The 26594-nt window shown below is 68.0% G+C and carries 20 protein-coding genes; 13 read left to right on the top strand and 7 right to left on the bottom strand.

What is annotated here, in order from left to right; translation table 11 throughout:
• Positions 1–898: 898 nt before the first annotated feature.
• Positions 899–1666: a hypothetical protein gene (locus OXG33_09050; protein MCY4114070.1), complete on the top strand. Its 768-nt coding sequence runs from the start codon at positions 899–901 to the stop codon at positions 1664–1666.
• Between the two features lie 27 nt (positions 1667–1693).
• On the opposite strand, the gene OXG33_09045 is transcribed toward OXG33_09050, so the two are convergent.
• The gene (locus tag OXG33_09045) at positions 1694–2608 is read right to left on the bottom strand and encodes a homocysteine S-methyltransferase family protein (protein ID MCY4114069.1); all 915 of its coding nucleotides are present in this window, start codon (positions 2606–2608) and stop codon (positions 1694–1696) included.
• Between the two features lie 441 nt (positions 2609–3049).
• On the opposite strand from OXG33_09045, the gene OXG33_09040 reads away from it, so the two are divergent.
• Positions 3050–3643: a hypothetical protein gene (locus tag OXG33_09040; protein ID MCY4114068.1), complete on the top strand. Its 594-nt coding sequence runs from the start codon at positions 3050–3052 to the stop codon at positions 3641–3643.
• A 497-nt stretch (positions 3644–4140) separates the two neighbouring features.
• Positions 4141–5400: an ankyrin repeat domain-containing protein gene (locus OXG33_09035; protein ID MCY4114067.1), complete on the top strand. Its 1260-nt coding sequence runs from the start codon at positions 4141–4143 to the stop codon at positions 5398–5400.
• A 266-nt stretch (positions 5401–5666) separates the two neighbouring features.
• Here OXG33_09035 and OXG33_09030 read toward each other — a convergent pair whose 3' ends face one another.
• Complete coding sequence (locus OXG33_09030; GenBank protein MCY4114066.1) at positions 5667–6908, bottom strand: MFS transporter; 1242 nt, start codon at positions 6906–6908, stop codon at positions 5667–5669.
• A gap of 335 nt (positions 6909–7243) precedes the next feature.
• Positions 7244–8398: a KamA family radical SAM protein gene (locus tag OXG33_09025; protein MCY4114065.1), complete on the bottom strand. Its 1155-nt coding sequence runs from the start codon at positions 8396–8398 to the stop codon at positions 7244–7246.
• A 364-nt stretch (positions 8399–8762) separates the two neighbouring features.
• On the opposite strand from OXG33_09025, the gene sufC reads away from it, so the two are divergent.
• The 8 genes from sufC to OXG33_08985 all read left to right on the top strand — a co-directional run bounded on the left by sufC (position 8763) and on the right by OXG33_08985 (position 17703).
• On the top strand, positions 8763–9527 hold the full coding sequence (gene sufC / locus OXG33_09020; protein MCY4114064.1) for a Fe-S cluster assembly ATPase SufC: 765 nt from the start codon (positions 8763–8765) through the stop codon (positions 9525–9527).
• Between the two features lie 3 nt (positions 9528–9530).
• A complete protein-coding gene (gene sufB, locus OXG33_09015) occupies positions 9531–10934 on the top strand; it encodes a Fe-S cluster assembly protein SufB (protein ID MCY4114063.1) in 1404 nt (467 codons plus the stop codon).
• 60 nt (positions 10935–10994) lie between these two features.
• Positions 10995–12320 (top strand): Fe-S cluster assembly protein SufD, encoded by a 1326-nt coding sequence (sufD, locus tag OXG33_09010; GenBank protein ID MCY4114062.1) that lies wholly within the window; start codon positions 10995–10997, stop codon positions 12318–12320.
• Positions 12321–12323: 3 nt separating this feature from the next.
• Positions 12324–12665 (top strand): non-heme iron oxygenase ferredoxin subunit, encoded by a 342-nt coding sequence (locus OXG33_09005; GenBank protein MCY4114061.1) that lies wholly within the window; start codon positions 12324–12326, stop codon positions 12663–12665.
• Positions 12666–12668: 3 nt separating this feature from the next.
• Entirely contained in the window at positions 12669–13946 is a 1278-nt protein-coding gene (locus OXG33_09000; GenBank protein ID MCY4114060.1) for a cysteine desulfurase, read from the top strand.
• Between the two features lies 1 nt (position 13947).
• Complete coding sequence (locus OXG33_08995) at positions 13948–14412, top strand: SUF system NifU family Fe-S cluster assembly protein (protein MCY4114059.1); 465 nt, start codon at positions 13948–13950, stop codon at positions 14410–14412.
• A 258-nt stretch (positions 14413–14670) separates the two neighbouring features.
• Positions 14671–15657: a class II fructose-bisphosphatase gene (gene glpX / locus OXG33_08990; GenBank protein MCY4114058.1), complete on the top strand. Its 987-nt coding sequence runs from the start codon at positions 14671–14673 to the stop codon at positions 15655–15657.
• 273 nt (positions 15658–15930) lie between these two features.
• Positions 15931–17703: a family 10 glycosylhydrolase gene (locus OXG33_08985; protein MCY4114057.1), complete on the top strand. Its 1773-nt coding sequence runs from the start codon at positions 15931–15933 to the stop codon at positions 17701–17703.
• A 113-nt stretch (positions 17704–17816) separates the two neighbouring features.
• Here the strand turns inward: OXG33_08985 and OXG33_08980 are convergent, their stop codons facing one another.
• Positions 17817–18167: a cupin domain-containing protein gene (locus OXG33_08980; GenBank protein MCY4114056.1), complete on the bottom strand. Its 351-nt coding sequence runs from the start codon at positions 18165–18167 to the stop codon at positions 17817–17819.
• Between the two features lie 260 nt (positions 18168–18427).
• On the opposite strand from OXG33_08980, the gene OXG33_08975 reads away from it, so the two are divergent.
• Entirely contained in the window at positions 18428–19702 is a 1275-nt protein-coding gene (locus tag OXG33_08975) for a hypothetical protein (protein MCY4114055.1), read from the top strand.
• A gap of 400 nt (positions 19703–20102) precedes the next feature.
• Here OXG33_08975 and OXG33_08970 read toward each other — a convergent pair whose 3' ends face one another.
• Positions 20103–20774: a hypothetical protein gene (locus OXG33_08970; protein ID MCY4114054.1), complete on the bottom strand. Its 672-nt coding sequence runs from the start codon at positions 20772–20774 to the stop codon at positions 20103–20105.
• Positions 20775–21063: 289 nt separating this feature from the next.
• Here OXG33_08970 and OXG33_08965 point away from each other — a divergent pair, with 289 nt between their 5' ends.
• Positions 21064–22266, top strand: a complete 1203-nt coding sequence (locus OXG33_08965) for an MFS transporter (protein ID MCY4114053.1) — start codon at positions 21064–21066, stop codon at positions 22264–22266.
• An 11-nt stretch (positions 22267–22277) separates the two neighbouring features.
• On the opposite strand, the gene OXG33_08960 is transcribed toward OXG33_08965, so the two are convergent.
• Together OXG33_08960 and uvrA are read right to left on the bottom strand one after the other, a co-directional pair.
• On the bottom strand, positions 22278–23108 hold the full coding sequence (locus tag OXG33_08960) for a glucose 1-dehydrogenase (GenBank protein MCY4114052.1): 831 nt from the start codon (positions 23106–23108) through the stop codon (positions 22278–22280).
• Positions 23109–23579: 471 nt separating this feature from the next.
• Entirely contained in the window at positions 23580–26474 is a 2895-nt protein-coding gene (gene uvrA / locus OXG33_08955; GenBank protein ID MCY4114051.1) for an excinuclease ABC subunit UvrA, read from the bottom strand.
• Positions 26475–26594 lie beyond the last annotated feature (120 nt).

The raw sequence follows: 26594 nt of genomic DNA, 5'->3' as shown, positions 1-26594 counted from the left end.
CCGCCTGGCGACGCCCCATGGTCCGCCCCGCCCCTGGGTTTATGCAAAGGTCTCCCGTGGGAGAGGGGGCCGGACCCGGACAGCCGCCGCGCCCCCCTCACCCCAATCCGCTCCCCGTGGGAGAGGGGGCCGGACCCGGACAGCCGCCGCGCCCGTCCCCTCACCCGAATCCTCTCCCAGTGAGACTTCTGCAAGAATCGGTCGGACGAAGGATGGTCGCAGGAATCCCACCAGCCCCCAGGTTCAGTGAAGAGTGGATTCCCGCAGTCGCGGGAATGACGGAGGGGATACGCAACAGTCTCCTGTGGGAGCGGGGGCCGGACCCGGACAGCCGCCGCGCCCGTCCCCTCACCCGAATCCTCTCCCCGTGGGAGATGGGGGCGGACCCGGGCAGCCGCCGCGCCCCCCTCACCCCAATCCGCTCCCCGTGGGAGAGGGGGCCGGACCCGGACAGCCGCCGCGCCCGTCCCCTCACCCGAATCCTCTCCCAGTGAGACTTCTGCAAGAATCGGTCGGACGAAGGATGGTCGCAGGAATCCCACCAGCCCCCAGGTTCAGTGAAGGGTGGATTCCCGCCGTCGCGGGAATGGCGGAGGGGACACGCAAGAGTCTCCTGTGGGAGAGGGGGCCGGACTGGATTCCGGCTTTCGCCGGAATGACGTGAGGAGTTGCGCAATAGTCTCCTTGCAGAGGGAAGGGGCTCGAGCGGAGGATCCCCATGGCTTCGGCAGTTGTCGGGCGTCGCGCTGTCTCGATAGTTCGGGCTGGGCGAGCCTGCCGAAGTGGTCTGCGGGTGAGGCGGCGCCATTGCCGATATTCTTGTAGCCGGCGCTAATCCGGCACCGTTGAGAATGCTCGAACGCTGCATCGGCGGCTATAAGGCTTCGGACTGGGCGACGTGAGCGGGCGTTGGAGGATTCTGAGCTTTGGCGCGCTGGCCGTGGCCCTCGCGGCGGTGGCGGCGGTGCTGGTGCTGACGTTCGTGGCGGGCCGGGGGAGCGAGACGACGAACGCGGCGTCCCAGGCTGCCACGCCGTCACCCACAGAGGCGGTCTCCACCGATGCCGCCGACGGGACGCCGCCGGATGCCTACGGGACGATGCCGGTTACCGCCGAGATCCTGGAAGCTCCGGTGGAGACCCGATCCTCGGTGGGATTTCCGATCGTTGAGGCGGCGCCGATGCGGCTCGCGCGCACGTGTCCCTTTGTCGGACACCACGCGGCCTCGCATCAGCTGCTGCGGTTCCTGACGAGCGTCGACGACGCGATATTCGCGCTCGATCCCGCGATCGGACACTTGGCCTTGCTGGCAGACGGCGCGCGGCGGGGGCAGGTGGAGCCGGTGCGCCTGATGGCGGCAAGCGGCGCGGTGACCGACGCGCTGCGCATGTCGCCTGCGCTGGCGCCGCGCCCGTATGGGGGGCCGGCATTGTTCGCGCACCAGTTCAGGCTGCTTCGCGGCCTGGCGCTGCTGGCCGGGGAGACGCAGTTCAGGCTGATCGACGCGTTTACCGCGGGGTACACCAACGATCGCTTCAGGGACACGCCCGGTGAAGCGGTGTATGCGGTGCTTGGACTGGTGAACGGGCTGGAGATCTCAGTGGAGTTTCGCGACAACCTGATCCTGCGCCTGATCCCGTTTGACGAGCGCCCGAGAGGCTGCTGAGCGGCGACGGTCTCGTCCGGTGGGCGATCAGCCCCCGTTCGCCATGCAACCGCGCCCGTCGATCATCTCGCGCAGCAGGTTGGTCGTGTGGTTGGTGCTGCCGCAGCAGGACCCGATGACGCGGACGCCCAGATCGATCCACTGCGCGGCGAACTCGACCATGCGCTCGGGCGGGTAGGTGTAGCAGACCTTGCCGGCGATGAGCTCGGGAACGCCGGCATTCGACTGCGCCATCAGCGGGCGCGTGGGTCCGGCGTCCACCATTTGCTGCAAGACCTGCGTCATCTCTTCAGGACCATTGCCGCAATTGCAGCCGACCACGTCGGCGCCCGCTTCCTCGCAGGCCCGGAGGCCATCGGCCGGCGCGACGCCCATCATGGTGTGCAGGTTGATGTCGTAGGTCATGGTGGCGAAGACGGGCAGGCCCGTTTCCTTGGCGGCCCTGATGGCGATCTGGACTTCCTGGATGTCGCTGAAGGTTTCGCACAGCAGGATGTCGGCGCCGCCGGCCTTGAGGTGCTCGGCTTGGACGGCGAAGGCCTCGTGCATCTCGTCCGGCGTAATCTCACCCAGGGGTTCGAGGAAGTCCCCGCTCTGGCCAATGTCGCCCGCCACCCAGGCCTTGTCGCCGGCCGCCTCACGCGCCATCTCGGCGGCGCGGCGATTGAGCGATTCGGCCTGATCCAACAGCCCGGCCCGCTTGAGACGGATCAAGTTGCCGCCGAAGGTGTTGGTCGAGATGAAATCGGCGCCGGCGGCCACATAGTCGGCATAGACCTTGGCGACGTGGTCGGGGTAGCGCAGCGTGTCTTCTTCGGGCGCTTCCCGATCGAGGTCCTCATAGTCGTTGAGGTTCGAGCCCATGGCGCCGTCGAACAAGAGCACGCCGTCATCGAGGCGGCGTACCGGGGCCAAGGCATCCGAGCGATCGACCATGGGCATCCCTTCGCCGTGGGCCTGGCGCGGCTCGGCCGAGTCCGCGCACCTCCGTCGGGCAGCATACCGCCACGGCGTGGCGCCGAATGCCGACATTCGCGGCCGTGCGGCCCGGCTCGCCTAGCTTCCGCCACCAATGCTTACGATAGTGACGGCGCGAATTCCAGCCGAATTGCGAGATTGATGGGGCACGGCCGACGGGGATTGCGGTTCCGGGCGACGGGCGTAGGGGCGTCGACCGGTCGGGGCGGGGCTGGATTGACCGTTCAATGGCAACCATTGCATCGGCGGGCGATCTTCCACGCCCGAGCCTCGGAAGACCCCCACCCCAACCCTCCCCCTGCTAGGGGGAGGGAGCACATCCGTTCCAGGGAGAGGGGATTGGAGCTGCGCTTCAATCTCCAGCGGAGGGACTACGCAAGAGACTCCCATTGGGGCGATGTCTAGATGCGCCGGCTGATGGTGTTCATTCTGTGGCTGATCGTGGCCTTGGCCGCCCTGGTGATCGTGATCGGGTTCTTTGCCGCGATCGGCCGCGTGGACCGTGGCGACCTGACGGAGATCGTCGCATCGCCCGAGATCGCCGATTCGGCGTTGGACAAGGTGGCGCAGTTCGGCGTGGTGAGCGCGCGCGCCCGCGCCAGCGGGGCATCCCAGCCGGTGCAGATCATTTTTTCGGATGACGAGATCAGCGCGCTGATCTCGGATTGGGGGCGCCAGTCGGATTGGTGGGGATCGATTGAGCGCCTGCAAGTGTCGTTTGGCCCGGACGTGATCGTGCTCACCGGCAAACTGATGTCCGTGGGGCTGAACTTCGACTTTCGGATCGATCTGGAGGTGGCGATCGAGCAGAGCGAGCGGCGCGTCGAGATCCGGCGCGTGCAGGTGGGCGACATTCACGCGCCGGGATTCATCACCACGGCCCTGCTGGAGCTAATCACCCGGACCGTCGACGCCGGGCTGCCGCGCATTCCCATGCGCATCGAGTCGCTGATTCTCAGTGATGGGGAGCTCATCGTCTCGGGCGCGGCGATTCCTTAGGCCAAAGGGCGCCCACAAGGGACGCCCCTACCAGAACGGCCACGACTTCCTGCGCTGTCGGGCGCCCACATGGGACGCCCCTACCAGAACGGCCACGACTTCCTGCGCTGTCGGGCGCCCACATGGGACGCCCCTACCAGAACGGCCACGACTTCCTGCGCTGTCGGGCGCCCACATGGGACGCCCCTACCAGAACGGCCACGACTTCCTGCGCTGTCGGGCGCCCACATGGGACGCCCCTACAGGGAGCAGCGGATGTAGGGGCAGCCCTTGTGGCTGCTCGTGGGGCGGAGCGTCGCCGGCGGCGTTCGTGGCAATCAGATCGGCTCTAGCTTTACTCATGTAATACAGCACATAACACGGAGGCTATTCGGCAGCTTAGTACTCATCGACATGAGTTTCTATGGATAATACTGGGAGACAGCGCACATTTATGAAGACTTGACCAGCCACTCTCTGCTAATTTGGCGCCGGGCGTGCTGTTGGTGGGGGGCGATATGCGGCGGATCTTAGTGGCCTTGGGAAGCGCGGGGATCATCGCGGCGATCACCGCCGGCGTGGTGCTCGCTCAAAACTACGAGGGCGAGGAATTTTGCCAGGACACGCCCTCGTGGCCGAATGGCACCTACCTGGGCCAGATGCACCCGTACCACTCGGACTTTTATCGCGGCTTTGCCGAGCGGCGTGGCTGGGACCCGTGCGTCACATGGGCGCAGGACCAACGCAACTCGGCCATTCGCGGCCTGCGTGAGCTCGGCTACTCGGTGACCGAGCCCCTGGGAGGGGCGCCGCCTCCAGGCCCGTCCGCAACACTGTCCGATGCTGCCTCGGCCCTGGCCCCGGCCGTTCTTTCGCCGTTCTCGGCTGTCCAACCGGGCCATGCCGGCTCCGGCGGCGTGGCGTTCAACGTCAACTACGAGGGCGAGGAATTCTGCCAGGACACGCCCTCGTGGCCGAATGGGACCTATCTGGGCCAGATGCACCCCTATCACTCGAACTTCTACCGCGGCTTCGCCGAGCGGCGCGGCTGGGACCCGTGCGTAACCTGGGCGCAGGACCAGCGCAACTCGGCCATTCGCGGACTACGTGAGCTGGGCTACACGGTGATCGAGCCGGCGGGCGGGGCGCGGCCTCCGGGGCCTGCCGTGATGCCGTTCGTTGACTCGTCCTCGTTTCCTCTCGTCGGTTCCGCCCTTTACTCAGCCGTCTGGCGGGGCGAGACGGACCGGGTGCGGCGGCTCGTCGCGGGCGACGCTACGGTCAACGCGCGGACTTCGGACGGCGATCCCCTCATCCGCGAAGCGATCTGGCGAGACCACGTGGAGATCGTGCGCATCCTCACCGACGCGGGCGCCTACGTGAACGTCAACGACAGTGACGGAGACCCGGTACTCCGCGGGGCGATCTGGCGGGACCACGGGGCGATCGCCCAGATCCTGGTTGACGCAGGCGCCGACGTGGACGCGAAGGACGCGGACGGCGAACCGTTGCTCCGCGAGGCGATCTGGCGGGACCACGTGAATATCACGCGGATCCTGGTTAGCGCTGGGGCCGACGTGAACGCGAAGGACGCCGAGGGAGACCCGCTTCTCCATGAAGCAGTCTGGCGGGGGCATACCGCCATCGTGCGAATCCTCGTCGATGCCGGCGCCGACGTGAATGCGCCGGACGCCGACGGCCGATCACCCTTGGGCGTCGCCGGGTTCTACGATCACCCCGAGATCGAGCAGATCCTCATTGACGCCGGCGCAATGTGACGCGGACAGGCATTCGCGGGGCGGCGATTCCCTAGTCGAGATTTCTTCCCGAGATGGTCAACGGGGCGCCCACAAGGGACGCCCCTACAGGGAATAGCGGATGTAGGGGCAGCCCTTGTGGCTGCCCGTGGGGCGGAGCGTCACCCAATCGCTGGTGACAGCCCAGAGCAGCTCGCGGTGTCGCGTCTCGTTGAGAAGCGGTTGCGGCGGAGATCCATGGGCGTCCACGGGGGGACGCCCCTACCAGATCGGCCGCGGGCGCAGGGTCAGGCCACGGGCGGCGAGGCGGGATCGGCGGCCGGGACGGTCGTGTCGGGTTCGGCTTCGGACGGTTGCCGCGGATTGGCGGCGATGACGCGCGCGCCGATGATGGCAGCGGCTGCGAATGCGACGACGAAGAAGATTCCCACGGCGCCGAAGCCGCTCACGTCGAGCAGCGCGCCGAGCGCCAGCGGCAGCGTAAGGTTCACGATATCCGTCAGGAATTGGACGATCCCCATGGAACGTCCGACGTGCGCCGGCGGGGATCGGTCGGCGACGAGGACGGGGATCAAGGGCATCGAGAAGCCGATGCCGGCCTTCGTGAGGCCGAACAGGACGAACGGCAGCAGGCCGATGGGCAGGAGCAGGACGAAGCCGCCGAGCAATCCGGGAATCGCGGCCAGCATCAGCACCGTCAGACGTCCGAGCCGGTCGAGAATGGTGCCGCTGACGAGCATGAGGCCGAACGTGACGGCGGCGAAGAGGCTGAGCCAGCCGCCGATGAGCGCGGGGGTCAGCTGCGCGCCTTCGCTGCCATAGAGGGGAAGCACCAGCCGCATGATCGCGCTGCCGCTGCCCCAGATGAGAGCGCTGACGACCACGACCGGAACCAGACGCCGGGTCAGGCCCAACGCCCAGCGACGCTGCGGTTCGGACGGCGAGAGCTCAGGCGGACGGGGCAGGGCGCCGCGAATGCTCAACCCGAGGGGCACCACGACCACGCTGAGCACGGCCGCCAAAATGAAGACCGAGCGCCAACCGAAGGCGCTGGCGAGGGCCCCGGCGGCGAGCGGGGCGAGCAGCGAACCCAGCCCCCACCCGGCCATGGCGCGGCCCATCGTGCGCCCGCGCTCCCCGGTCGGCGCGCTGCGGATCAGGTGGGCCATCCCGGCGGTGAAGATCAAGGCCATGGAGACGCCGATCACGGCCGTGCCGAATACCAAGATTGGATAGACCGGCGCGGCCGCGGACGCCAGGGAGCCGAGGACCATCAGCACCCCGCCAAGGCTCACCAGCAGGCGCGGCGGGTATCGATCGGCCACGCGGCCGGCCGGAATCATGGCCAGCCCGCGGCCGAGCGCCTGCATGCCGGCGATCAATCCCAAGGATGCGTAGCTGACCCCGAATTCGTCGTCGAGCTGACCGAGCACCGGCCCGATGACGGCCGTGCTGAACGACACGAAGGCAAACGCCGCAAAGAGGGCGACCACCGACCAGCCGGTGTCGCCGAGCCGGGTTATGCGCATTGGATCCGTTCGCCGGGTGGCGTCGTCACGGCCGCGACGGCCGATCGCGGAGGGAAAATCCGAAGAACTCCTCGTAGTGTCGGTATTCGAAGCCGTCCGCGACGGGGCGGCCGAACGGGCCCACCTGGAACGTCAGGCGCTGACCTCCAGCCAAACTTTCACCCTTCCAGGAGACCTTTGCATATACGGTCGACATCCCACTCCCAAGCCCGGGATCACCCTCACCCTAACCCTCTCCCATCAAGGAGAGGGGACCGGACCTGATCGCCAATCTTCATTGGAGGGGTTACGCAACGGTCTCCTTCCTGCGGGAAGGGGACTTGTCCGGAGGTTGGCTAGTCGTAGATCGGGTATGCGCGGGCAGACTCGGGGTCGCCGTTGCCGCCGGCCGCGTCGCCATCCGCGTGGTCCCGCGAGTAGCCGTGCGCGGGGTATTCGTAGACGCCGCCCTCGAAATTGCGCAACGTGATGGAGTCGTCGGTGAGCCGCACGATGCGATCGGGGGTCACGGGAATCTTGCCCCCGCCGCCGGGAGCGTCGATGACATAGGTGGGCACGCCGAAGCCGGTGGTGTGCCCCTGCAGCGACTCGATGATCTCAAGCCCCTTCTGCACCGAGGTGCGGAAGTAGTCGGTGCCCTTCACCAGGTCGGCCTGATAGATGTAGTACGGCTTGACGCGGGCCTTGAGCAGCGCGTGCATGAGCTCCTTCATCACCTCGGGATCGTCGTTGACGCCGCGCAGCAGCACGGTCTGGCAGCCCACCGGAATGCCGTGATCGACCAGCAAGCCGCAGGCGCGCACGGCCTCGGGCGTGAGCTCGCGCGGGTGGTTGAAGTGGGTGTTCACGTAGAACGGGTGATATTTGGCCAGCATCCGGCAGAGCTCGGGCGTGACGCGCTCGGGGTTGACGCACGGAATCTTGCTGCCGATGCGGATGAGCTCCACGTGCGGAATCGCGCGCAGGCGGCTGACGATCCATTCGAGCGCGGAGTCGGTGAGGGTGAGCGGGTCGCCGCCGCTGAGCAGGACGTCCCGGATCTCCTCATGCTCGGCGATGTAGTCGATGGCGCGCTGGAGCTCCTCGGGCCGCGGCACCGGGTTCTTGCCCACCTTGCGCTTGCGGGTGCAGAAGCGGCAGTACATGGCGCAGGTGTGCGTGACCACGAACAGCACGCGGTCGGGGTAGCGGTGCGTGAGGTGCGGCACCGGCATGTCGTCTTCCTCGTCGAGCGGGTCGTCTTCGAGGAAGTTGGGGTTCTCGAACTCCCGCGCGTCCGGCATCTGCTGCAGGAAGATGGGGTCGCTGGCGTCCCACTTCTCAATCAGGCTGAGGTAGTAGGGCGTGGTGAAGAAGGGATATTCCTCGTCGATGGCCTCGAGCTGCTGGTACTGCTCCTCGGTGAGGCCGGGGATCTCGCGCACGTCTCGCACGCCCTTGGCCAACTGCTCCTGCCACTCGGCGCGGGGTCGGGTTCGCTGGTGTGCCATGGCTCCTTGGGGTGCGTACGCCGTGCCGGCCACCTGCGGCCGCCATCGCCGTTCGCGTATCGGCCCAAGCCTACGAAACCAGGGCGGTGGGTGCGTAGTGGGGTGGGTGGTTGGACCGGATGCTCGGCGTCGGGCGGGTCTGAGACCCGCCCCTACCGGACTTTTTGACGGTCTCCTTCCAGGGGGAAGGAGTTTGTTCGCTGATTGCCTTGGCTTTTTCGCAGAAATTCCTGTCTATATTTGCGGGCGAACGGTACGCGGTGATAGCTTCGATTAGGTGGCTCCGGGCGTTGTGCGCCCCGACTTATCCGACGCCCCGGAGCCGGAGAGGACCTCACTAACCTGCGACGACCGAGGCTGCAACATGCATAACGGCAGCGGCGCCGACGCGCTTGTCATCCAAGACTTGCACGTCAACGTCGACGGTATGCCGATTCTCAAGGGCATCGATTTGCACGTGCCCAAGGGCGAGGTGCATGCGCTCATGGGCCCCAATGGCTCGGGCAAGAGCACCCTGGCCAACACGCTGATGGGCCACCCCGCATTCGAGGTCACCGGCGGCAGCGTGACGTTCAAGGGCCAGGACATCCTGGAGCTGGCCACCGACGAGCGCGCGCGGCTGGGCATGTTCATGGCGTTTCAGTACCCGTCCGAGATCACCGGCGTGCGCGTGTCCAACTTCCTGCGCATGGCGCTCAACGCGCAGCGCGAGGACGAAATCTCGGCCATGGAGTTTCGCCGGCTGATGATGGAGAAAATGCGGCTGCTGCGCATGGACATGAAGTTCGCCAGCCGCTACCTGAACGAGGGCTTCTCCGGCGGGGAGAAGAAGCGCAACGAAATCCTGCAAATGGCGGTGCTGCAGCCTGAACTCGCCATCCTCGACGAGACGGACTCGGGCCTGGACATCGACGCCCTGCGCATCGTGGCCGACGGGGTCAATACGCTGCGCGGCGCGGACATGGCCACCCTGGTCATCACGCACTACCAGCGGCTGCTGAACTACATCGTGCCGGACGTGGTGCACGTGCTCATCGACGGACGCATCGCGCGCACCGGCGACAAGCAACTCGCACTGGAGCTTGACGAGAGCGGCTACGAGGCCATGACCGCGGCACAGGAGGCATAGCGAATGGCGGTGAAGTCGGCGGACATTGGTCTCGATAGCTACAAGTTCGGGTTCCATGACGACATCAAGCCGGTCTACAAGTCGCCCAAGGGGCTCAGCGCCGACATCGTGCGTGAGATCTCCCGCCAGAAGGATGAGCCGGAGTGGATGCTCGAGTTCCGGCTGGAGTCGCTGCAGCAGTTCGAGCGCAAGCCGGTGCCGACCTGGGGCGCCGACCTGTCACGCATCGACTTCGACGACATTTACTACTACATCCGCCCCCAAGACCGGCAGGCGCGCAGTTGGGACGACGTGCCGGACGACATCAAGAACACGTTCGACCGCCTGGGCATTCCCGAGGCGGAGCGCAAGTTCCTGGCCGGCGTGGGCGCGCAGTACGACTCGGAAGTCGTCTACCACAGCATCCGCGAGGACCTGGAGCGCGAGGGCGTGGTGTTCCTGGACATGGACTCGGGGCTGCGCGAGCACCCGGACATCGTGCGCGAGTACTTCGGCACGATCATTCCCAACGGCGACAACAAGTTTGCGGCGCTCAACAGCGCGGTGTGGAGCGGCGGGAGCTTCGTCTACGTCCCGGCCGGCGTGAAGGTCGAGGTGCCGCTGCAGGCGTATTTCCGCATCAACGCGGAGAACATGGGGCAGTTCGAGCGCACCCTGATCGTCGTTGAGCCGGGCGCCTACGTGCACTACGTCGAGGGCTGCACGGCGCCGATCTACGCCACGGACTCGCTGCACTCGGCGGTGGTCGAGATCGTCGTCAAGGAAGGCGCGCGCTGCCGCTACACGACGATCCAGAACTGGTCGACGGATGTCTTCAACCTGGTGACGAAGCGCGCGGTGGCCTACCGCGACGCGACCATGGAGTGGATCGACGGCAACCTGGGCAGCAAGGTCACCATGAAGTACCCGGCGGTCTACCTGATGGAGCCTGGCGCGCACGGCGAGGTGCTGTCGATCGCCTTCGCGAGCGAGGGTCAGCACCAGGACGCCGGGGCCAAGATGGTGCACGCCGCGCCGGACACGTCGTCGATCATCACGTCCAAGTCGATCAGCCGGGCCGGCGGTCGCGCCGGCTACCGCGGCCACGTGAGCGTGCTGCCGGGCGCGGAGCGCTCGAAGTCGAACGTGGTGTGCGACGCGCTGCTGTTCGACGACGAGTCGCGGTCGGACACCTATCCCTACATGGATATCGAGGAAAGCAACACCGCCGTGCAACACGAGGCCACGGTGAGCAAGATCGGCGAGCAGCAGCTTTTCTACCTGATGAGCCGCGGGCTGACCGAAGAGCAGGCCATGGCGATGGTGGTGAGCGGCTTCATCGAGCCCATCGTGCGCGAGCTGCCGATGGAATACGCCGTCGAGATGAATCGCCTGATCGAGCTGCAAATGGAAGGCTCGATCGGATAGCCCGACTGGACCCGAGCAGGCTCAGCATCCGGGCCGGTGACCAACGAAGGACGCTCGCGCATGGCGATTGACGCGCGGGCGCCAGGTTTGACGCGTCGCGCGGTGGACGAGGTCGCCGACTCGGGTCAGGAGCCGGACTGGCTTCGCGCGCACCGCCGAGCCGCGTGGGACGTCTACGAGGCGACGCCGAACCCCGGACGCACCGACGAGGAGTGGCGGCGCACCGATTTGCGGTGGCTGCGGTGGGAGTCGCTGACGCCGGCGCCGCCGCTGGATGGCGTTGGCCGAGTGCCTTCAACGGTGCCCGCGGCAGCGCTGGCGCCCAGCGTCACGCTGCTGTTAAGCGCCGGCGGCGCTCGCGTGGTCGACATCAGCCCGGAGGCCCGTGACGCGGGCGTGGTGGCGCTGGACCTGGCGAAGGCCGCGCGCACGCACCCGGAGCTGGTGCGCGAACGCCTGAGCACGACCGCCATCACCCCGGAGCAAGGCAAGTTTCAAGCCCTCAACGCGGCGCTGTGGCAGGGCGGCGCCCTGGTGCACGTGCCGCGGGGCGCTGCGCTGGCGCAACCGATTCTGGTGGTGGCCTGTGACGACGCCGCGCTGCGGCAGCCGCACGTGCTGGCCTCGCTCGGCGAAGGCGCGCAGGCGACAATCGTGGAGTGGTGGGCAGACGCGGCGACCGACGCGCCGGCGCTCGTCAATGGGGCGACCGAGCTGTTCGCCGAATCCGGCTCCCACCTCACCTTCACCCACGTTCAGGGCCTGTCGCCCGGCACGCGATCGATCCTGTCGCAGCACGCCGTCGTGGGCCGCGACGCCACGTTCACCAGCACCAACGTGACCGTCGGGGGACGATTTCACAAGGCCCGCGTCGAGGCGAGCCTGACCGAACCCGGCGCCAGCGTGGTGATGAACGGGGCCTTCCGGCTTGGCAGCCGGCAGTTCGTGGATCACCACACCACGCAGGGTCACCTGGCGCCGGATGGCACGAGCGACCTGCTATTCGCCGGGGTGCTCGACGGCCGGGCGCGCTCGGTCTACGCCGGCACGATCGTGGTAGATCCCAAAGCCCAACGCACCAACGCCTACCAAAACAACCGCAACTTGCTGCTGAACAGCGGCACGCGCGCCGACTCGATTCCACGGCTCGAGATCATGGCGGACGATGTGCGCTGCACCCACGGCGCGACCACGTCGACGCTGGAGCCGAGCCACCTGTACTACCTGTGCTCCCGCGGCCTCACCCAGGCGCAAGCGCGAGAGCTGATCGTGGAGGGCTATTTCGAGGCGGTGCTGGACCGCGTGCCCCACGACGGCGTGCGCGACGTGCTGCGCGAGGTCCTGACCGCGCCCGCGGCGAGCAACGACGGCGCGACGGGAATCTGAGGCGTGACCCAACCAGGGCAGGCGGCGGGCGGCTACGTGGACGTCGGCCCAATCGAATCGGTTCCCGCGGGCGCCAAGGCGGCGGTGGATTTCGATGGCGAGCCGGTGGGCCTATACAACGTCGACGGCCAGATCTTCGCCATGGACGACCTGTGCACGCATGACGAGGCCTACTTGTCGGAGGGTGACTTCAACCCGTCGGCAGGCACGATCCGCTGTCCCAGACACAGCTCCCACTTCGACGTGCGCACCGGCCGGCCGCGAACCCTGCCGGCCATCCTGCCGGTGCAAGTCTACGAGACGAAAGTCGAGCAGGGCCGAATCCTGGTGTTGTTCGATACTTAGGACATGAGCCCATCGACCCGCGGCGCCGTCGCGCCAGCCGACCGCGCCGCCCCGCTCGACGCCGTGGCGCTGCGGCGCGATTTCCCCATCCTGACCCAAGAGGTGCGCGGCAAGCCGCTGGTCTACCTGGACAACGCGGCGACCTCGCAGAAGCCGCAAATCGTGATCGACGCCGTCCACGACTACTACACGACAACGAACGCGAACATCCACCGCGGCATCCACTACCTGAGCGAGAAGGGCACGGCGGCCTACGAGGACGCGCGGGTGCGGATTGCCAGATTCATCAATGCCCGGCGCCCGCACGAGGTGATCTTCACGCGCGGCACGACGGACGGCATCAACATGCTCGCGCGCGGCTGGGGCGACGAGAACATTGCCTCGGACGACGAGATTCTGCTCACCGAGGTCGAGCACCACAGCAACCTGGTGCCCTGGCAGGCGCTGGCGAAGCGGCGCGGCGCGCGCCTGCGATTCATCCCCACGGACGACGCGGGCGTGATCGACCTCGACGCCTACGGCGGAATGCTGGGACCACAGACCAAACTGGTGGCCGTGCACCACGTCTCCAACGTCCTCGGCGTGATTGCGCCGGTGGCCGAAATGGCCCGCCTGGCCCATGAGCACGGCGCGGTGATCGCCGTCGACGGGGCGCAATCGGCGCCGCACATGCCGGTGGACGTGCAGGCGCTGGACGTTGACTACCTGACGTTCTCCGGCCACAAGATGGCCGGCCCGACGGGCATCGGCGTCCTGTACGGCAAGGAGAACCTGCTGGAAGCGATGGAGCCCGCGCACTTCGGCGGGAGCATGATTCGCATGGTGGAGCTGGAGTCGTCCACCTGGGCGGATCTGCCGGACAAGTTCGAGGGCGGCACTCCCAACATCGCCGGCGCTATCGGGCTGGGCGTGGCCGTGGACTATCTCGAGCAAGTGGGCATGGACGCGATCAACGCGCATGCGCGCCAGGTCGGGGCCTATGCGGTCAACCTGCTCAGCGACATGCCCGGCGTGTCGGTGCATGGGCCGGACGCGGACGGAGAACGCGGCGGGGTGGTGTCGTTCACGGTGGATGACCTGCACCCGCACGATGTGGGGACGGTGCTCGACGGCGAGGGCATCGCCATCCGCGCCGGGCACCACTGCGCGCAGCCGCTGATGCGCAAGCTGGGCGTTCACGCCACCGCGCGCGCGAGCGTGTATCTGTACAACACGACGGACGAGATCGACCGGCTGGTCGAGGGCGTGGACAAGGCGCAGCGCTTCTTCGGCACGATCTGAGATGGCGCTCGACGACCTCTATCGCGAAGTGATCATGGATCACTACAAGCGTCCGCGGAATCGCGGCACGCTGCACGACGCTGACGTGGTGGTGGAGGGGGCCAATCCGCTCTGCGGCGACGAGGTCACGCTCTGGCTCGAAATCGCGGACGGGACGGTCACCGACGTGCGCTTTGACGGCCATGGGTGCTCCATCAGCCAGGCGTCGGCGTCGATCATGACGGAAGCGATCGAGGGCCGGCCGATTGGAGAGGTTGACGAAATCATCCAGGCGCTGCGCGGCATGATGCTGGAGGGCGAGGAGCCCGATGAGGAACTGTTGGGCGACGGCATCGCGCTGGAAGGCGTGCGGCAGTTTCCGGTGCGGATCAAGTGCGCCGTGCTGGGGTGGAACACGCTGCAGCTGGGGCTGAAGCAGTTCGTCGACTCCGGCGGCAAGCCGGTCGAGGCGCACCATCGCGAATAGTGCGAGCGGCTGGGCATGGGGCGGTGGGCGACATCCCGCACCCGGGCCTCGGATCACCCTCACCCTAACCCTCTCCCATCAAGGGAGAGGGAACCGGGCCTGCTCTCCAGGCTCCTCGGGATGGACTGCAAAGAGGTCTCCATTCGGGGGAATGACGGACTCAGCGTGGGCCGCCGCGGTGCATGGCATGAGGTGGGAAGCACCCACCCGCGAAGGCACAATTGGCCGCGCGAACGCGCTGGGAGACGCTGATTCGTGATCGTCGCTAATCGTCCGGCCGCCTCGGCCCTGGCCCGGGTGACGGAAGCGGGCGCCGTGGCCGCGGCCCGCGCCATGGGGCACGGCGACGGCAAGCACGCCGACTCGCTGGCCGTGGATGCCATGCGCACCGCGCTCGACCAGGTCGGACTGGCGGGCCGCATCGTGATCGGCGAGGGCGAGCGGGATGAAGCGCCGATGCTCTTCATTGGCGAGACCGTCGGGCCGGAGACCGGCACGCCGTTCGATATTGCGGTCGATCCGCTGGAAGGCACCAACCTGGTGGCCGGCGGACTCCCCAACGCCGTGGCCACCATGGCCATCGCGGAGCGCGGCGGGCTGCTGAACGCGCCGGATACCTACATGGACAAGCTGATCGTCGGTCCGCCGGCGGCCGGCCGCGTGAGCCTGGACTACTCGGTCCGCGAAAACCTGCAGATCATCGCCGGCACGCTGCGACGAGGAATCGCCGATCTGACGGTTGTGGTGCTGGATCGGCCGCGCCATGCGTCGCTGATCGAGGAGATTCGCACGGCCGGCGCACGCATCAAGCTCATCAGCGACGGCGACCTTACGGCGGCGGTGTCGGTGGCCGTGGCGGGAACCGCCGACCATGCGGTGATGGGCATCGGCGGCGCGCCCGAAGGCGTGCTGGCCGCGGCGGCGCTGCGCTGCCTCGGCGGAGAGATCCAGGGCCGGTTCAAGCCGCGGGACGAGGCGGACCGGGAGCGGCTGGCTGCGATGGGCGTCTCCGACGCCGAGGAACGCATCCTCCGCACCGAAGACCTGGCGAGCGGCAACCAGCTTGCGGTGGCGATCACCGGCGTGACCGACGGGGACCTGCTGCGGGGCGTGCGCTTCTTCGGCGGCGGCGCGCGCACCCATTCACTCGTGATGGACTTGCCGTCGTCGGTGATTCGCTTCGTGGACAGCATCCAGATTCTCGACCGCGCGAATCTCGGCCCGGTGCGTTTGGGGCCGACGTAGGTGCGGGGTTTCCCTGTAATCCCCGTATCGGCTACGGGGCATGCTTTACCGGAAGCCTCCATCGCGACTCTTGGTGCAGCCGGACTGGATTCCGGCCTGCGCCGGAATGACGGAGGGGTTGTGCAAATGCGTCCCTGGGGAGAAGGAGCCGGACGAGCGCGGCGACAAGCGATGCTCGATACCCTCTCTCGACGAGGGGTTTGTATAAGCACGAGCGGGCGGGTCTGAGACCCGCCCCTACACCGAACAAGCAGCGACCGAGAGGACTCGTAGATGTCTGAAACGCCCAGGGACGGACTCACGGACCGGTGGCTGCGGGCGCCGGCGCACTACCGCTGCGACCTGGACCGGTGCCAGCCCTCGGATGCCATCGGCGCCAGCGCCGCCCGGGGCCGCTGGCGGACGGTTGCGTACACCGCGGGCGACCTTGCCGGCACGCTGCTGATCGCCGGCCCGGAAACCGCCGCGCCGCCGATCAGCTTTCCGCTCAACGCGCGGGGCTGGCATGCCATTTCCATCGGTTCGTACACGTTTCCGGACGCCACCATCCGGCTGGCGGTGCGGCTGAGCGGCGACTCGGCCTTCTCGATTTTGCAGGTACCGGAGCTGGAGCCCGGCTGGACCACGCACTCAGCCGACAACGAGGAGTTCACCGAGCTGTTTTGGACGGTCGCGGACCTGACGGACAAGCAGCTCGAGATTCGCCAGATCAACTGGCGCGTGACGCCGGGGGATGCGCCGGGGTCGGTGCAGGGATCGGACGCGACCCTTGCTTATGTCAAGCTGGTACCGCTCGCCGACGACGAGGTGCGCGCGCTCCAACTCGATCGGGACGACTCCAGCCGACGGCGCCTCTTCGCCCACAACGACGCCCACGGGCCGCACTGGTCCTATCGGCTGACGGAGGCGGATGAGATTCGCCGCGAATTGGAGCCCTATCGGGACTCCGATTTCGGGCGCATCTACTGGGAGTTCGCGGCTGGCGACCGCACCAACTACCTGAGCGCCATCGGCAAGCCGGCGACGTGCGACACGGCGCAGGATTTCGGCCGCCAGGGCGACCGCTTCGTGGCGGAAAGCTGGCGCATCTTTCGGGAGAAGGGCATCGACCCGCTGCGCATTGCCGTGGAGCACGCGCACGATGTGGGCCTGGAGCTGCACGCCAGCTACCGCGTCGCAGGCTTCCACGAGCCGCCGCCGCTGCCGGACCTGCACGACGCCTCGTACATCGCCGACCACCCCGAGCAGCGCGGCATGGACCGGCAGGGCCGCCCGACGCCGCGCATCTCCTACAGCCACCCCGCGGCGCGCGCATACGTGCTGAGCCTGTTTCGGGAGGTCGCCGCCTACGGCGTCGACGGGGTGTGCATGTTCTTCAACCGGCGCATGCCGGTGCTAGAGTACGAGACGCCGCTGGTGGAAGGGTTCCTGGAACGCCATGGACAGGACCCGCGCCGGCTCGACCCGCGCGATGCCCGCTGGCTGGCATTTCGCGCCGAGACGCTGACGCAGTTCATGCGCGAGCTGCGGGCGACGCTGGACGAAGAAGCGGCGCGGCTGGGTCGCACGACCCGGATTGCCGTGTCGGCCATCGTGACGGGATTCGAAGACGAAAACCTGTTCTACGGCATCGACGCGCCCACCTGGGCGCGCGAGGGCCTGGTGGACACGCTGATTCCCTACTCGTCGCACCCGGCGTGGGGCAGCACGCAGCAGTCGTGGACCGACCCGGCCGACATCGAGCCGTGGGTACGCCTGACACAAGGCACGGGAACGCGGCTGGCGCCGAACGTGATGCCGCGCGGGCTGGCTTCGGCCGACTACCGACGGCGTGCGGGCACGCTGTATGACGCCGGCGTGGAGAACCTCTACTTCTGGGACACGAGCCCTTACAAGCCGGGCTCGTGGGAGGCGCTGCGCCGCCTGGGGCACGTGGACGAGATTCGCGCCTGGCGCGCGGCCGGCGAGCCGGAACTGGCGGTCACCACGACCCGCATCCGCGAGTTGGACGGCTGGAGCTTCGAGACGTACGGGACGGGGGAGTAGGCGGGGCGGGCACCCACCTTCCACCATATCGGAGACGCCCGCATTGTCCGGGAGGGGCGGGTTTGAAACCCGCCCCTACACCAAGCATCCGGCGTGGCTCGATGAAGGGCTACCTACAGCATTTCCGTCCAGGGGTCGAGCGCGGGGTACATGTAGACGCAGTGCAGCGTCTCGCCGTCGCCGGTGCGGAAGCCGTGCGGCGTCCATGCCGGCGCGAGAAGGAAGTCGCCGGCCGAAACGGCGTGCTCCTCGTCGCGAATCAAGAGCGTGCCCGTCCCTGCGACGACGTAGAAGCCTTTCTCGATGCGGTGGCGGTGCACCGGCAGCTCACTGTTGGGGCGCAGGAGGAACGCGCCGGCGGTGAGCGCGCCGGACTCGGCTTCGGCGTTGAGCGCCTCGCAGGCCTCGAGTCCGGGCATATCCGTCGGTGCGAGTGGCTTGGATTCCGAGCGGATGATCGTCATGGGAGTCTCCGTGGGCTGCTGTCCGGATACCATAACCGGCCTGCCGGAGGCCCTCTGCTAGACTCCCCGCGGCTGCCGCGGAACGCTGGCCGCACGGCGCAATGGCGCCAACGCGTGAGACGCCACTGCTGAACACTCGCACGCCCTCCCTTCGAGAACGCTCGCTCTACCTCGGCAGCGATGTACCGAGCGTCCGACCGGACGCGCCGGGCGTCCCGTGGCGCGTTTCGCCGGAGCCTTTCCCGCTGCGGCCGGAAACCGTGGCGAGGCTGCGCGTGCTGGGCCAGGACCTGCTGGCGTTCTATCAGGCCGTCAATCGCTTGTACCTGAGCGCCGCGCGCGGTCGGCAGCCGCCGTGGGTGCTGCGCCTGCTCAACCAGGGAAAGCCGGAACGCGTCCGAGAGTTGGGCCAGTTGCGACGCATGCGGTCAATGCTGCCGCGCATCATCCGGCCCGACCTGATGGCGGGCGACGACGGCACGCTGCGCGCGACGGAGCTCGACTCGGTGCCGGGCGGCTTCGGCACGCTGGCGGCGCTCACGCGGCGCTACGCGCACCTGGGCTTCGATCCGGTCGGCGGTCCGGAGGGCATTCCGCAAGCGCTGGGGGCCATGTTCCACGAGGTGGCCGAGGGCGACGATCCGACGGTGGCCATCGTGGTCGCGGATGAGTCGGAGGACTACCGCAGCGAGATGATCTCGATTGCGCGCGACCTGCAGGAATTGGGGCTCGATGCCCACGCGGTGCATCCGCGCGAACTCTCGCTGGAAGGCGACGCGCTGTGCTTCGGCGACGACGCCCGGCGGGTTGACGTGGTGTACCGATTCCTGGAGCTGCACGACCTGCCCAACATCCCCAAGATCGATTTGCTCATCTATGCGATGAAGCAGCGGCTGGCGGTGGTCACGCCGCCGTTCAAGGCCTATCTGGAGGAAAAGCTGCTGCTGGCGCTCTTCCGGCACGCGGCCTTGCAGGATTTCTGGCGGGGTGAGCTGGGCAAGGACGCAATTGAGCGCCTGGGGGTGGCCCTGGCGCCGACGTGGGTGCTCGATCCGGCGCCGTTGCCTCCGTTCGCGGCGATCGACCCGGTGCTGGAGACCGCGGGGCGGCAGGTGCGGACCTGGGACGAGCTTCCGGGGCTGACCCAGCGGCAGCGACGGCTGGTGATCAAGCCTTCCGGGTTCTCCGAACTGGCGTGGGGCGCGCGAGGGGTCACCGTGGGACACGATGTTTCGGCCGACGACTGGGAACTGGCTGTGCGGCAGGCGCTGGAGAGCTTTCCGACGTCGCCCTACGTCATCCAGCCCTACCATGAGAGCCGCCGGGTGCAGGTGCCCTATTTCGATCTCGAGGCGGACGACGTGCGCGAGATGAACGGGCGCACGCGCATTTCGCCCTTTTACATCGTGGCGAACGACGACGTGACGTTGGCGGGGGTGCTGGTGACGGTGGTGCCGGCGGCGAACAAGGTGATCCACGGCACGCCGGAGTCGGTGCTGGCGCCGGCGGTGGTTTCGGAGGGGGCGGTGATCTAGCCGCGGGCGCCGAATGGGGCAGATTCGGGTAGGGCGGGTTTGAAACCCGCCCGTGCGTGAGCGGCAGTCGGAATCCCCTCACCCCGACCCTCTCCCCGTGGGAGAGGGAGCCGGACCCCGGTCGGCGCAGCGGTGAATCCGTCAGGCTACGGGCGCCCACGAGGGGCGCCCCTACCGGGCAGGGAGAGGGAGTCGGGCCGCGGTCGGGAATGCCGCTAGCCGTTGGTCAACGGGCGCCCACGAGGGGCGCCCCTACCGGGCAGGGAGAGGGAGTCGGGCCGCGGTCGGGAATGCCGCTAGCCGTTGGTCAACGGGCGCCCACGAGGGGCGCCCCTACCGGGACGGGATAGGGAGCCAGCCCTTACGGGAGTACGCCCTGAGGGATTGCCGCCGTTTGTGCCTAGCTATCCGGCCCGTCGGCCTGGTGGCGGGCGATAGCGGCGTCGACGAGCCGGCTTGCGGCCTCGGGGCCGTCGCGCAGCAACACCTTGTAGAGTCCGGCCGCGCGGAGCTCGCGCCAGAGTTGCTCGCGCGAACCAAAGCCTGATACTGCGTCGCGCACGCGCTCGCGCCAGCGGACGTAGTGCTCCAGGTGCTGCTCGATGTCCGAGCCCAGCATGTCGTCGAGGTGCTCGCGCAGAGCGGCGGTGAATGCCGGGCTGCGGCCTCCGGTGCTGACGGACACCGCCACCGGGCCTCGGCGCACATAGCCGACGGCGAAGACGTCGCAGACGTCGGGATCGTCGACGACGTTGACGATGGCCCCGCGGCTACGCGCGTCCTCGGCGATGCCTCGATCGTGGGCGCGGTCGCCGGTGGCGATGATCACGAGCGCATGGCCCTCGAGGAGGGATGGGTCGTAGGGCGTGCGCCGCAGCTCGGCCTGCCCTGAGTCCGCGAGGGCCTGGAGACTCTCATCAACTGCGGCGTCCGGCTCAGCCAGCACCGTCGGATGGATGCCGAAATCGGCCAAGTAGGCGGCCTTGTCGGCTGCCGCCGGGCCACCGCCCACGATGAGCGCGGTGCGTCCCCGCATGTTGAGGACGACGGGCAGGTAGGCGCGTTGGCTCACGAGCGCACCCGCTGCTGAGGCCTTCGCGAAGCTGGTCGCCATCCCGCTCCCAAACGCCGGATCACCCTCACCCTAACCCTCTCCCATCGAGGGAGAGGGGACCGGACCGGCTATCCGATCGCCAGAAGAGGGGATACGCAAGGGTCTGCCCCATTTCGCGTACTGGCCAGGCTTTGCGCGGAAATGGCGGAGGGCTGCGCAAGGGTCGTCGACCGACCGCGATCGCCATGGACGCAGCGCCGAACATGTGTCGATCTTTTGGTTGTCGGGGCCTTGCTACCGTCACCCGATGCCTGCCAGCGAGCGCGTCGCACCCGAGTCCGCCAGTCTACGCACTCGCGGCTTCGCGACCTTTGCGCTCGTCGCGGCGCTGGGCGTGGCGGGGTGGCTGCCGACGTCGTACTTCATGTCGCTGCTGGTGCGCGAGCAGCTTGGCGGCGGCATTGCGGGCGCCGCGCTGGTGATCGGCACGATGCACCTGGCGCGCTCGGTCGGCGCCACGGTCACGGGCCGTTGGGTCACACGGCTCGAAAGCCGCGGCGTGCACGCGCTGGGGCTCGCGGGCATGACGGCGCTGATGGTGGTGCTGGTCGTCGCGCCGGACGTCGGCTGGGTGATCGTGGCCGCTCCAGTCGCGGGACTGTCCATGGCCTTCTTTTGGACGGGGCTGCAGACATACCTCATCGAGATCGCGCCGGAGTCCCGGCGCGGGGCGGCGGTTGGCTTGATTGGGTTCGTAGTGGTCCTGGTTCCCGGCCTTGCCGGCGTGGCGCAGGGCTTAGTGGCGGATGCTTTCGGCTTCCGCGTGTTTGCCATTGGCGCGGGAACGGCCCTTGCGGCCGCGCTGGCGCTGACGCTGGGGGCCTTGCCACGACCCACGCCGGCGCCGGCGCGGCAGTTGACGCAAGGCATCAGCTTCGTTCGCCTGATGCGCTTCCGGGGCGTGGCGGCCGTCATGGTCTTACGGCTCGCGTCAACGGTTGCCTATGCCGCCATGATCCTGTTGGCCGGCCCGCGGGTAGTCGAGGTCGGCGGCGACCTGCGCGCGGTCGGCGCCATGACCCTGGTCGCGTCAGTCGGGGGCGCGGTGGCGCAACTGGCGATCGGACGGCTGTCAGACCGGTTGGGCCGGCGCGCCGTGCTGGCCGGCATCCTGGCGCTGGCGGTGCCTGCCACGGCCGCCTTCGGATTCGTGGACAGCGTGCCGGGACTGCTGGTCGTCGCCACCATGTGGGCCGTGGCAATGTGGGGCATCAACACCATGTCCGTGAGCCTGTGCGGCGACGTGGCGCCGGTGGGGTCGCTGAGTCGCGTGATGGTGCTGGACGGCACGGCGTATTCGGCAGGAGCCGTCATCGGCGCGGCCGTTGTTTTTGCAACCGCGGAGACGTCTCTGGTCGCGGCGTTCTACGTGGGCGCGGCGGCCATGGTGGCGGGGCTGGCCGCGCTGCCGCTGGCGGCTCGGGCACAAGGGACCTTGCCCGCGGCCTAAGACGGGACGAACTAGTACGGCGGTTTCGTGTCCGGATGGCGGCGCATGAAGTTGGCCTGCTGGACGCCGATGTTTTCCTGCAGCTGGATGGAGAGGCCGCCGTCGACGACGAGGGCGTGGCCGGTGACGAAGGAGGCGTCCTCGGAGCACAGGAACGACACGGCCGAGGCGATTTCATCCGGTCGCCCGGCGCGGCGGAGCGGGTATTGATCCGCAACCAGCTCGAGCCCGCTCGGGTTGTCGTCCCACATCACGCGCTGGATGTTCTCGGTGACCATGTGCCCGGGGCAGATGGCATTGACGCGGATTTTGTCGGGGCCGTGCTGGATGGCCATCTGCTTAGTGACGCCGATGGCGGCGGATTTACCCGCTTCGTAGACCAGGTAGTCCTTGGCCATCAGCAGGCCGTGAACCGACGAAATGTTGACTATGTTGCCGCCGCCGACGCGGCGCATCTCGGGTACGGCGTACTTGGCGCCCAGGAACAGGGCCTTGACCAGGAGCGACATGCCGAAGTCCCATTGCTCCTCGGTGACTTCCTCCACGCCGCCGGGCAGCGCTTCCATGGCGGGGAAGGCGTTGTTGACGAGGATGTCCAGGCGGCCCCAGCGCTCGACGGCGTGCTGGATCATGGCTCGAATGTCGTCGTGGCGGGATACATCGGAGTGAATCGCGGCGGCCGTGCCGCCCTCCGCTTCGATTTGCGCCACGTTCGACGCCGACAGCTCGTCGGCGATGTCGGCGATGAGCACGCGCTCGCCGTCGGCGGCCAAGCGGCGGGCAATGGCGCCGCCGATGCCGGTGGCGCCGCCGGTGACGATCGCTACACGAGATTCAGCCATGGTCATGCTCCTAGCCTTTGGTGTCCGCGAGCCGTGCTGACGACTGTGTCGGCGCAGACAATCTGGCTCCGTTCGTGGTGAGCCCCTCGACTAGCTCGGGACAGGCCCTGTCGAACTACGTCCCCTCCGCGAGCTCGACAGACGCCCTTCGACAAGCTCAGAGCTTGCCCCGTACTGGATACGGGGGCGAACGGAGGGGCACCATCCACGGCCGCACCTCGGACGCTCGGACCTACCCCCATCCTAACCTTCCCCCTTTCATGGGGAAGGGACCGAACGTTGCTCTCGCCTTTCTCGTTCGCTCTGGCGATTGCGTAGACCCGAGCGGGCGGGTCTGAGACCCGCCCCTACCGCCACGACCCAGCGCGCTCCCTGAGTTTGCCCGGACTGGATTCCGGCTTCCGCCGGAATGACGGAGAGGTCAGGAATAGTTCCACTTCAGGAAAAAGGGGGGCGACTTAGACGTCCTTGCTAGCCGACGGCAGCCGGCTGCTTGGGGCTGGCACGGTCGGCGCCGTTGGATTGCGCGGCACCGGATTCGCTACCGAGCACCCGCGCCAAGAAGATGCCCGTGTAGCTGTCGGGGTCGGCGGCGACCTCTTCCGGCGTGCCGGCCACGACGAGCTCCCCGCCGCCGTCGCCTCCCTCCGGACCCAGGTCGATGATCCAGTCGGCGCTCTTGACGACGTCCAGATTGTGCTCGATGACGATGATGGTGTTGCCGGCGTCGACCAGCCGCTGCAGCACCGCGATCAGCCGCCGCGTGTCGGCAAAGTGCAGGCCGGTGGTGGGCTCGTCGAGGATGTAGAGCGTGCGTCCGGTGGCGCGCTTGGCCAGCTCGGATGACAGCTTGACGCGCTGGGCCTCGCCGCCTGACAGGGTCGTTGCCGGCTGGCCCAGGCGGATGTAGCCGAGGCCGACGTCCACCAGCGTGCCCAGCTTGCGTTCAATCGTCGGGATGTTCGCAAAGAAGGTGTGGGCGTCCTGCACGGTCATGTCCAGCACTTCGGCGATGTTCTTGCCCTTGTAGCGGATTTCCAGCGCCTCGCGGTTGTAGCGCGCGCCGTGGCAGACCTCGCAGGTCACGTAGACGTCGGGCAGGAATTGCATCTCGATCTTATTGAGGCCCTGACCCTGGCACGCTTCGCAGCGCCCGCCCTTGACGTTGAACGAGAAGCGGCCGGGCTTGTAGCCGCGCGCACGCGCCTCGGGCACGGCGGCGAACAGCTCGCGGATCGGCGTGAAGGCGGCGGTGTAGGTGGCCGGATTGGAGCGCGGCGTGCGGCCGATGGGCGACTGGTCGATCTCGATGACCTTGTCCAGCGCCTCTGCGTTGCGGATGCGGCGGTGGGGGCCCGGAAGATCGCGGCTGCCCCAAATGCGCTGCGCCAGGGCGCGGTAGAGCACGTCGGTGATCAGGGTGCTCTTGCCCGAACCGGACACGCCGGTGACGCAGACGAAGGTGCCGAGCGGAACGCCGACGGTGAGGTCCTTGAGGTTATTGGCGCCTGCGCCCTCGACGTAGATGGTCTGGCCATTGCCGGAACGCCGCCCGCGCGGGACCGGGATCGACTCGCGTCCGGCGAGGTAGGCGCCCGTGAGCGACTGCTCCGAGCGCTCGATTGTCTCCACCGGCCCGTCGGCGATCACCTCACCGCCGTGCTCGCCGGCGCCCGGACCAAAGTCGATCACCCAGTCCGCCGAGCGGATGGTCTCTTCGTCGTGCTCGACCACGAGCACGGTGTTGCCCAGGTCGCGCAGCCCCAGCAGCGTTTGCACCAGCCGGCGGTTGTCGCGCTGGTGGAGGCCGATGCTGGGCTCGTCCAAGATGTAGAGCACGCCGACGAGGCTGGAGCCGATCTGGGTGGCCAGCCGGATGCGCTGGGCCTCGCCGCCGGAGAGCGTGTCCGCCGCGCGGTCGAGGGTGAGGTATTCCAGGCCCACGGACTCGAGGAATCCCAGGCGCGCCCGCACCTCCTTGAGCACCTGGACGGCGATGGCGGCCTCGCGCGCGCTGAGCTCGAGGTTCTCGAAGAACCTGGCGGCGGCCTCCACGGTCTTGCCGGTAGCGTCGTGGATCGAAAGATCACCCACGGTCACGGCCAGGCTCTCGCGCTTGAGCCGCGCGCCCTGGCAGGCGGGACAGGTCCGGCGCGTCATGTAGCGCTCGATTTCACCGCGCACGTAGTCGGACTCGGTCTGCTGGTAGCGGCGGCGTAGATTCGGCACGACGCCCTCGAACTCGAACGTGTAGACCCGGCGCCGGCCGCGGCTGCCCACGTGCTCGACGGTGAGGGGGGTGGCGCTGCCGTACAGCAGCACGTCGACGGCCTCGGACCTGAGCTGCTCGATCGGCGTCGTGGCCGTGAAGCCGTATTTGGCGGCCAGGGCGTCCAGCACGGCGCGCGTCATGGACGGGCCGGTGCCGGCCGCGCGCGCCCACGGGGCGATGGCGCCGCCGTCGATGGAGAGCTTTCGGTTCGGTATCACGAGACTGGGGTCGATTTCCAGCTTGGCGCCCAGGCCGTCGCACTCGGGACACGCCCCGTGCGGCGTGTTGAAGGAGAACGACCGCGGCTCGAGCGTGGGGAAGCTCAAGCCGTCGTCGACGCAGGCCAACGACTCGCTGAGCGTGAAGGCCTCGCCGTCGACGACTTGCAGCACCACCACGCCCTCGGCGAGCTTGAGGGCCGTCTCCAGCGAGTCGGCCAGCCGGGCCTGCACGTCGCGGCGCACGGCGAGGCGGTCGACCACGATGTCGATGTCGTGCCAGAAATTGCGGTCGAGCGCCGGCACGTCGTCCAGGGTGTGAACCTCGCCGTTAACCCGCACGCGGGCAAATCCGGCCTGCCGCGCGTCGTCGAAGACGCCCTTGTGCTCGCCCTTGCGGTGCTTGACCACCGGCGCCAAAACCAGAAATCGGGTGCCGTCGTCCCAGTCCAGGACGAAGTCCACCATCTCCTGGATCGTCTGCCGCGAAAGGACCTTGCCGCACTCCGGGCAGTGGGGCTGGCCCACGCGGGCGTACAGCAGCCGCAGGTAGTCGTAGATCTCGGTGACGGTGCCCACGGTGGAGCGGGGATTGTGCGAGCGGGCCTTCTGGTCGATGGAGATGGCCGGCGAGAGACCCTCGATCTGGTCGACGTCGGGCTTTTCGAGCTGCCCCAGGAACTGCCGGGCGTAGGCGGAGAGCGACTCCACGTAGCGCCGCTGGCCTTCGGCATAAAGGGTGTCGAACGCGAGGCTGGACTTGCCGGAGCCGGAGATGCCCGAGATGACGACAAGCTTGTCGCGCGGGATCTCGACGTCGATGTTCTTGAGGTTGTGCTCGCGCGCGCCGCGGACGACGATGGCGTTCTCGGGCATAACGGTCCAGCTTAAGCGATTTGGGGGTTGGCCGGTGGTCCATGCGGCACGCGGCATGGCCGGTTCAGCCGCCGGAACCCCTCACCCTCGCCCTCTCCCCGTGGGAGAGGGGACCGGACG

This window comes from Chloroflexota bacterium (genome assembly GCA_026708035.1).
Lineage (GTDB): Bacteria > Chloroflexota > UBA11872 > UBA11872 > UBA11872 > JAJECS01.
This window is presented reverse-complemented; position numbering and strand designations above follow the sequence as displayed.

Bases quoted from the DNA above. Each gene is read 5' to 3' on its own strand.
- OXG33_09045 (MCY4114069.1), bottom strand. From the start codon at position 2,608: ATGCCCATGGTCGATCGCTCGGATGCCTTGGCCCCGGTACGCCGCCTC.
- OXG33_09040 (MCY4114068.1), top strand. From the start codon at position 3,050: ATGCGCCGGCTGATGGTGTTCATTCTGTGGCTGATCGTGGCCTTGGCC.
- OXG33_09035 (MCY4114067.1), top strand. From the start codon at position 4,141: ATGCGGCGGATCTTAGTGGCCTTGGGAAGCGCGGGGATCATCGCGGCG.
- OXG33_09030 (MCY4114066.1), bottom strand. From the start codon at position 6,908: ATGCGCATAACCCGGCTCGGCGACACCGGCTGGTCGGTGGTCGCCCTC.
- OXG33_09025 (MCY4114065.1), bottom strand. From the start codon at position 8,398: ATGGCACACCAGCGAACCCGACCCCGCGCCGAGTGGCAGGAGCAGTTG.
- sufC (MCY4114064.1), top strand. From the start codon at position 8,763: ATGCATAACGGCAGCGGCGCCGACGCGCTTGTCATCCAAGACTTGCAC.
- sufB (MCY4114063.1), top strand. From the start codon at position 9,531: ATGGCGGTGAAGTCGGCGGACATTGGTCTCGATAGCTACAAGTTCGGG.
- sufD (MCY4114062.1), top strand. From the start codon at position 10,995: ATGGCGATTGACGCGCGGGCGCCAGGTTTGACGCGTCGCGCGGTGGAC.
- OXG33_09000 (MCY4114060.1), top strand. From the start codon at position 12,669: ATGAGCCCATCGACCCGCGGCGCCGTCGCGCCAGCCGACCGCGCCGCC.
- OXG33_08995 (MCY4114059.1), top strand. From the start codon at position 13,948: ATGGCGCTCGACGACCTCTATCGCGAAGTGATCATGGATCACTACAAG.
- OXG33_08985 (MCY4114057.1), top strand. From the start codon at position 15,931: ATGTCTGAAACGCCCAGGGACGGACTCACGGACCGGTGGCTGCGGGCG.
- OXG33_08980 (MCY4114056.1), bottom strand. From the start codon at position 18,167: ATGACGATCATCCGCTCGGAATCCAAGCCACTCGCACCGACGGATATG.
- OXG33_08965 (MCY4114053.1), top strand. From the start codon at position 21,064: ATGCCTGCCAGCGAGCGCGTCGCACCCGAGTCCGCCAGTCTACGCACT.
- OXG33_08960 (MCY4114052.1), bottom strand. From the start codon at position 23,108: ATGGCTGAATCTCGTGTAGCGATCGTCACCGGCGGCGCCACCGGCATC.
- uvrA (MCY4114051.1), bottom strand. From the start codon at position 26,474: ATGCCCGAGAACGCCATCGTCGTCCGCGGCGCGCGCGAGCACAACCTC.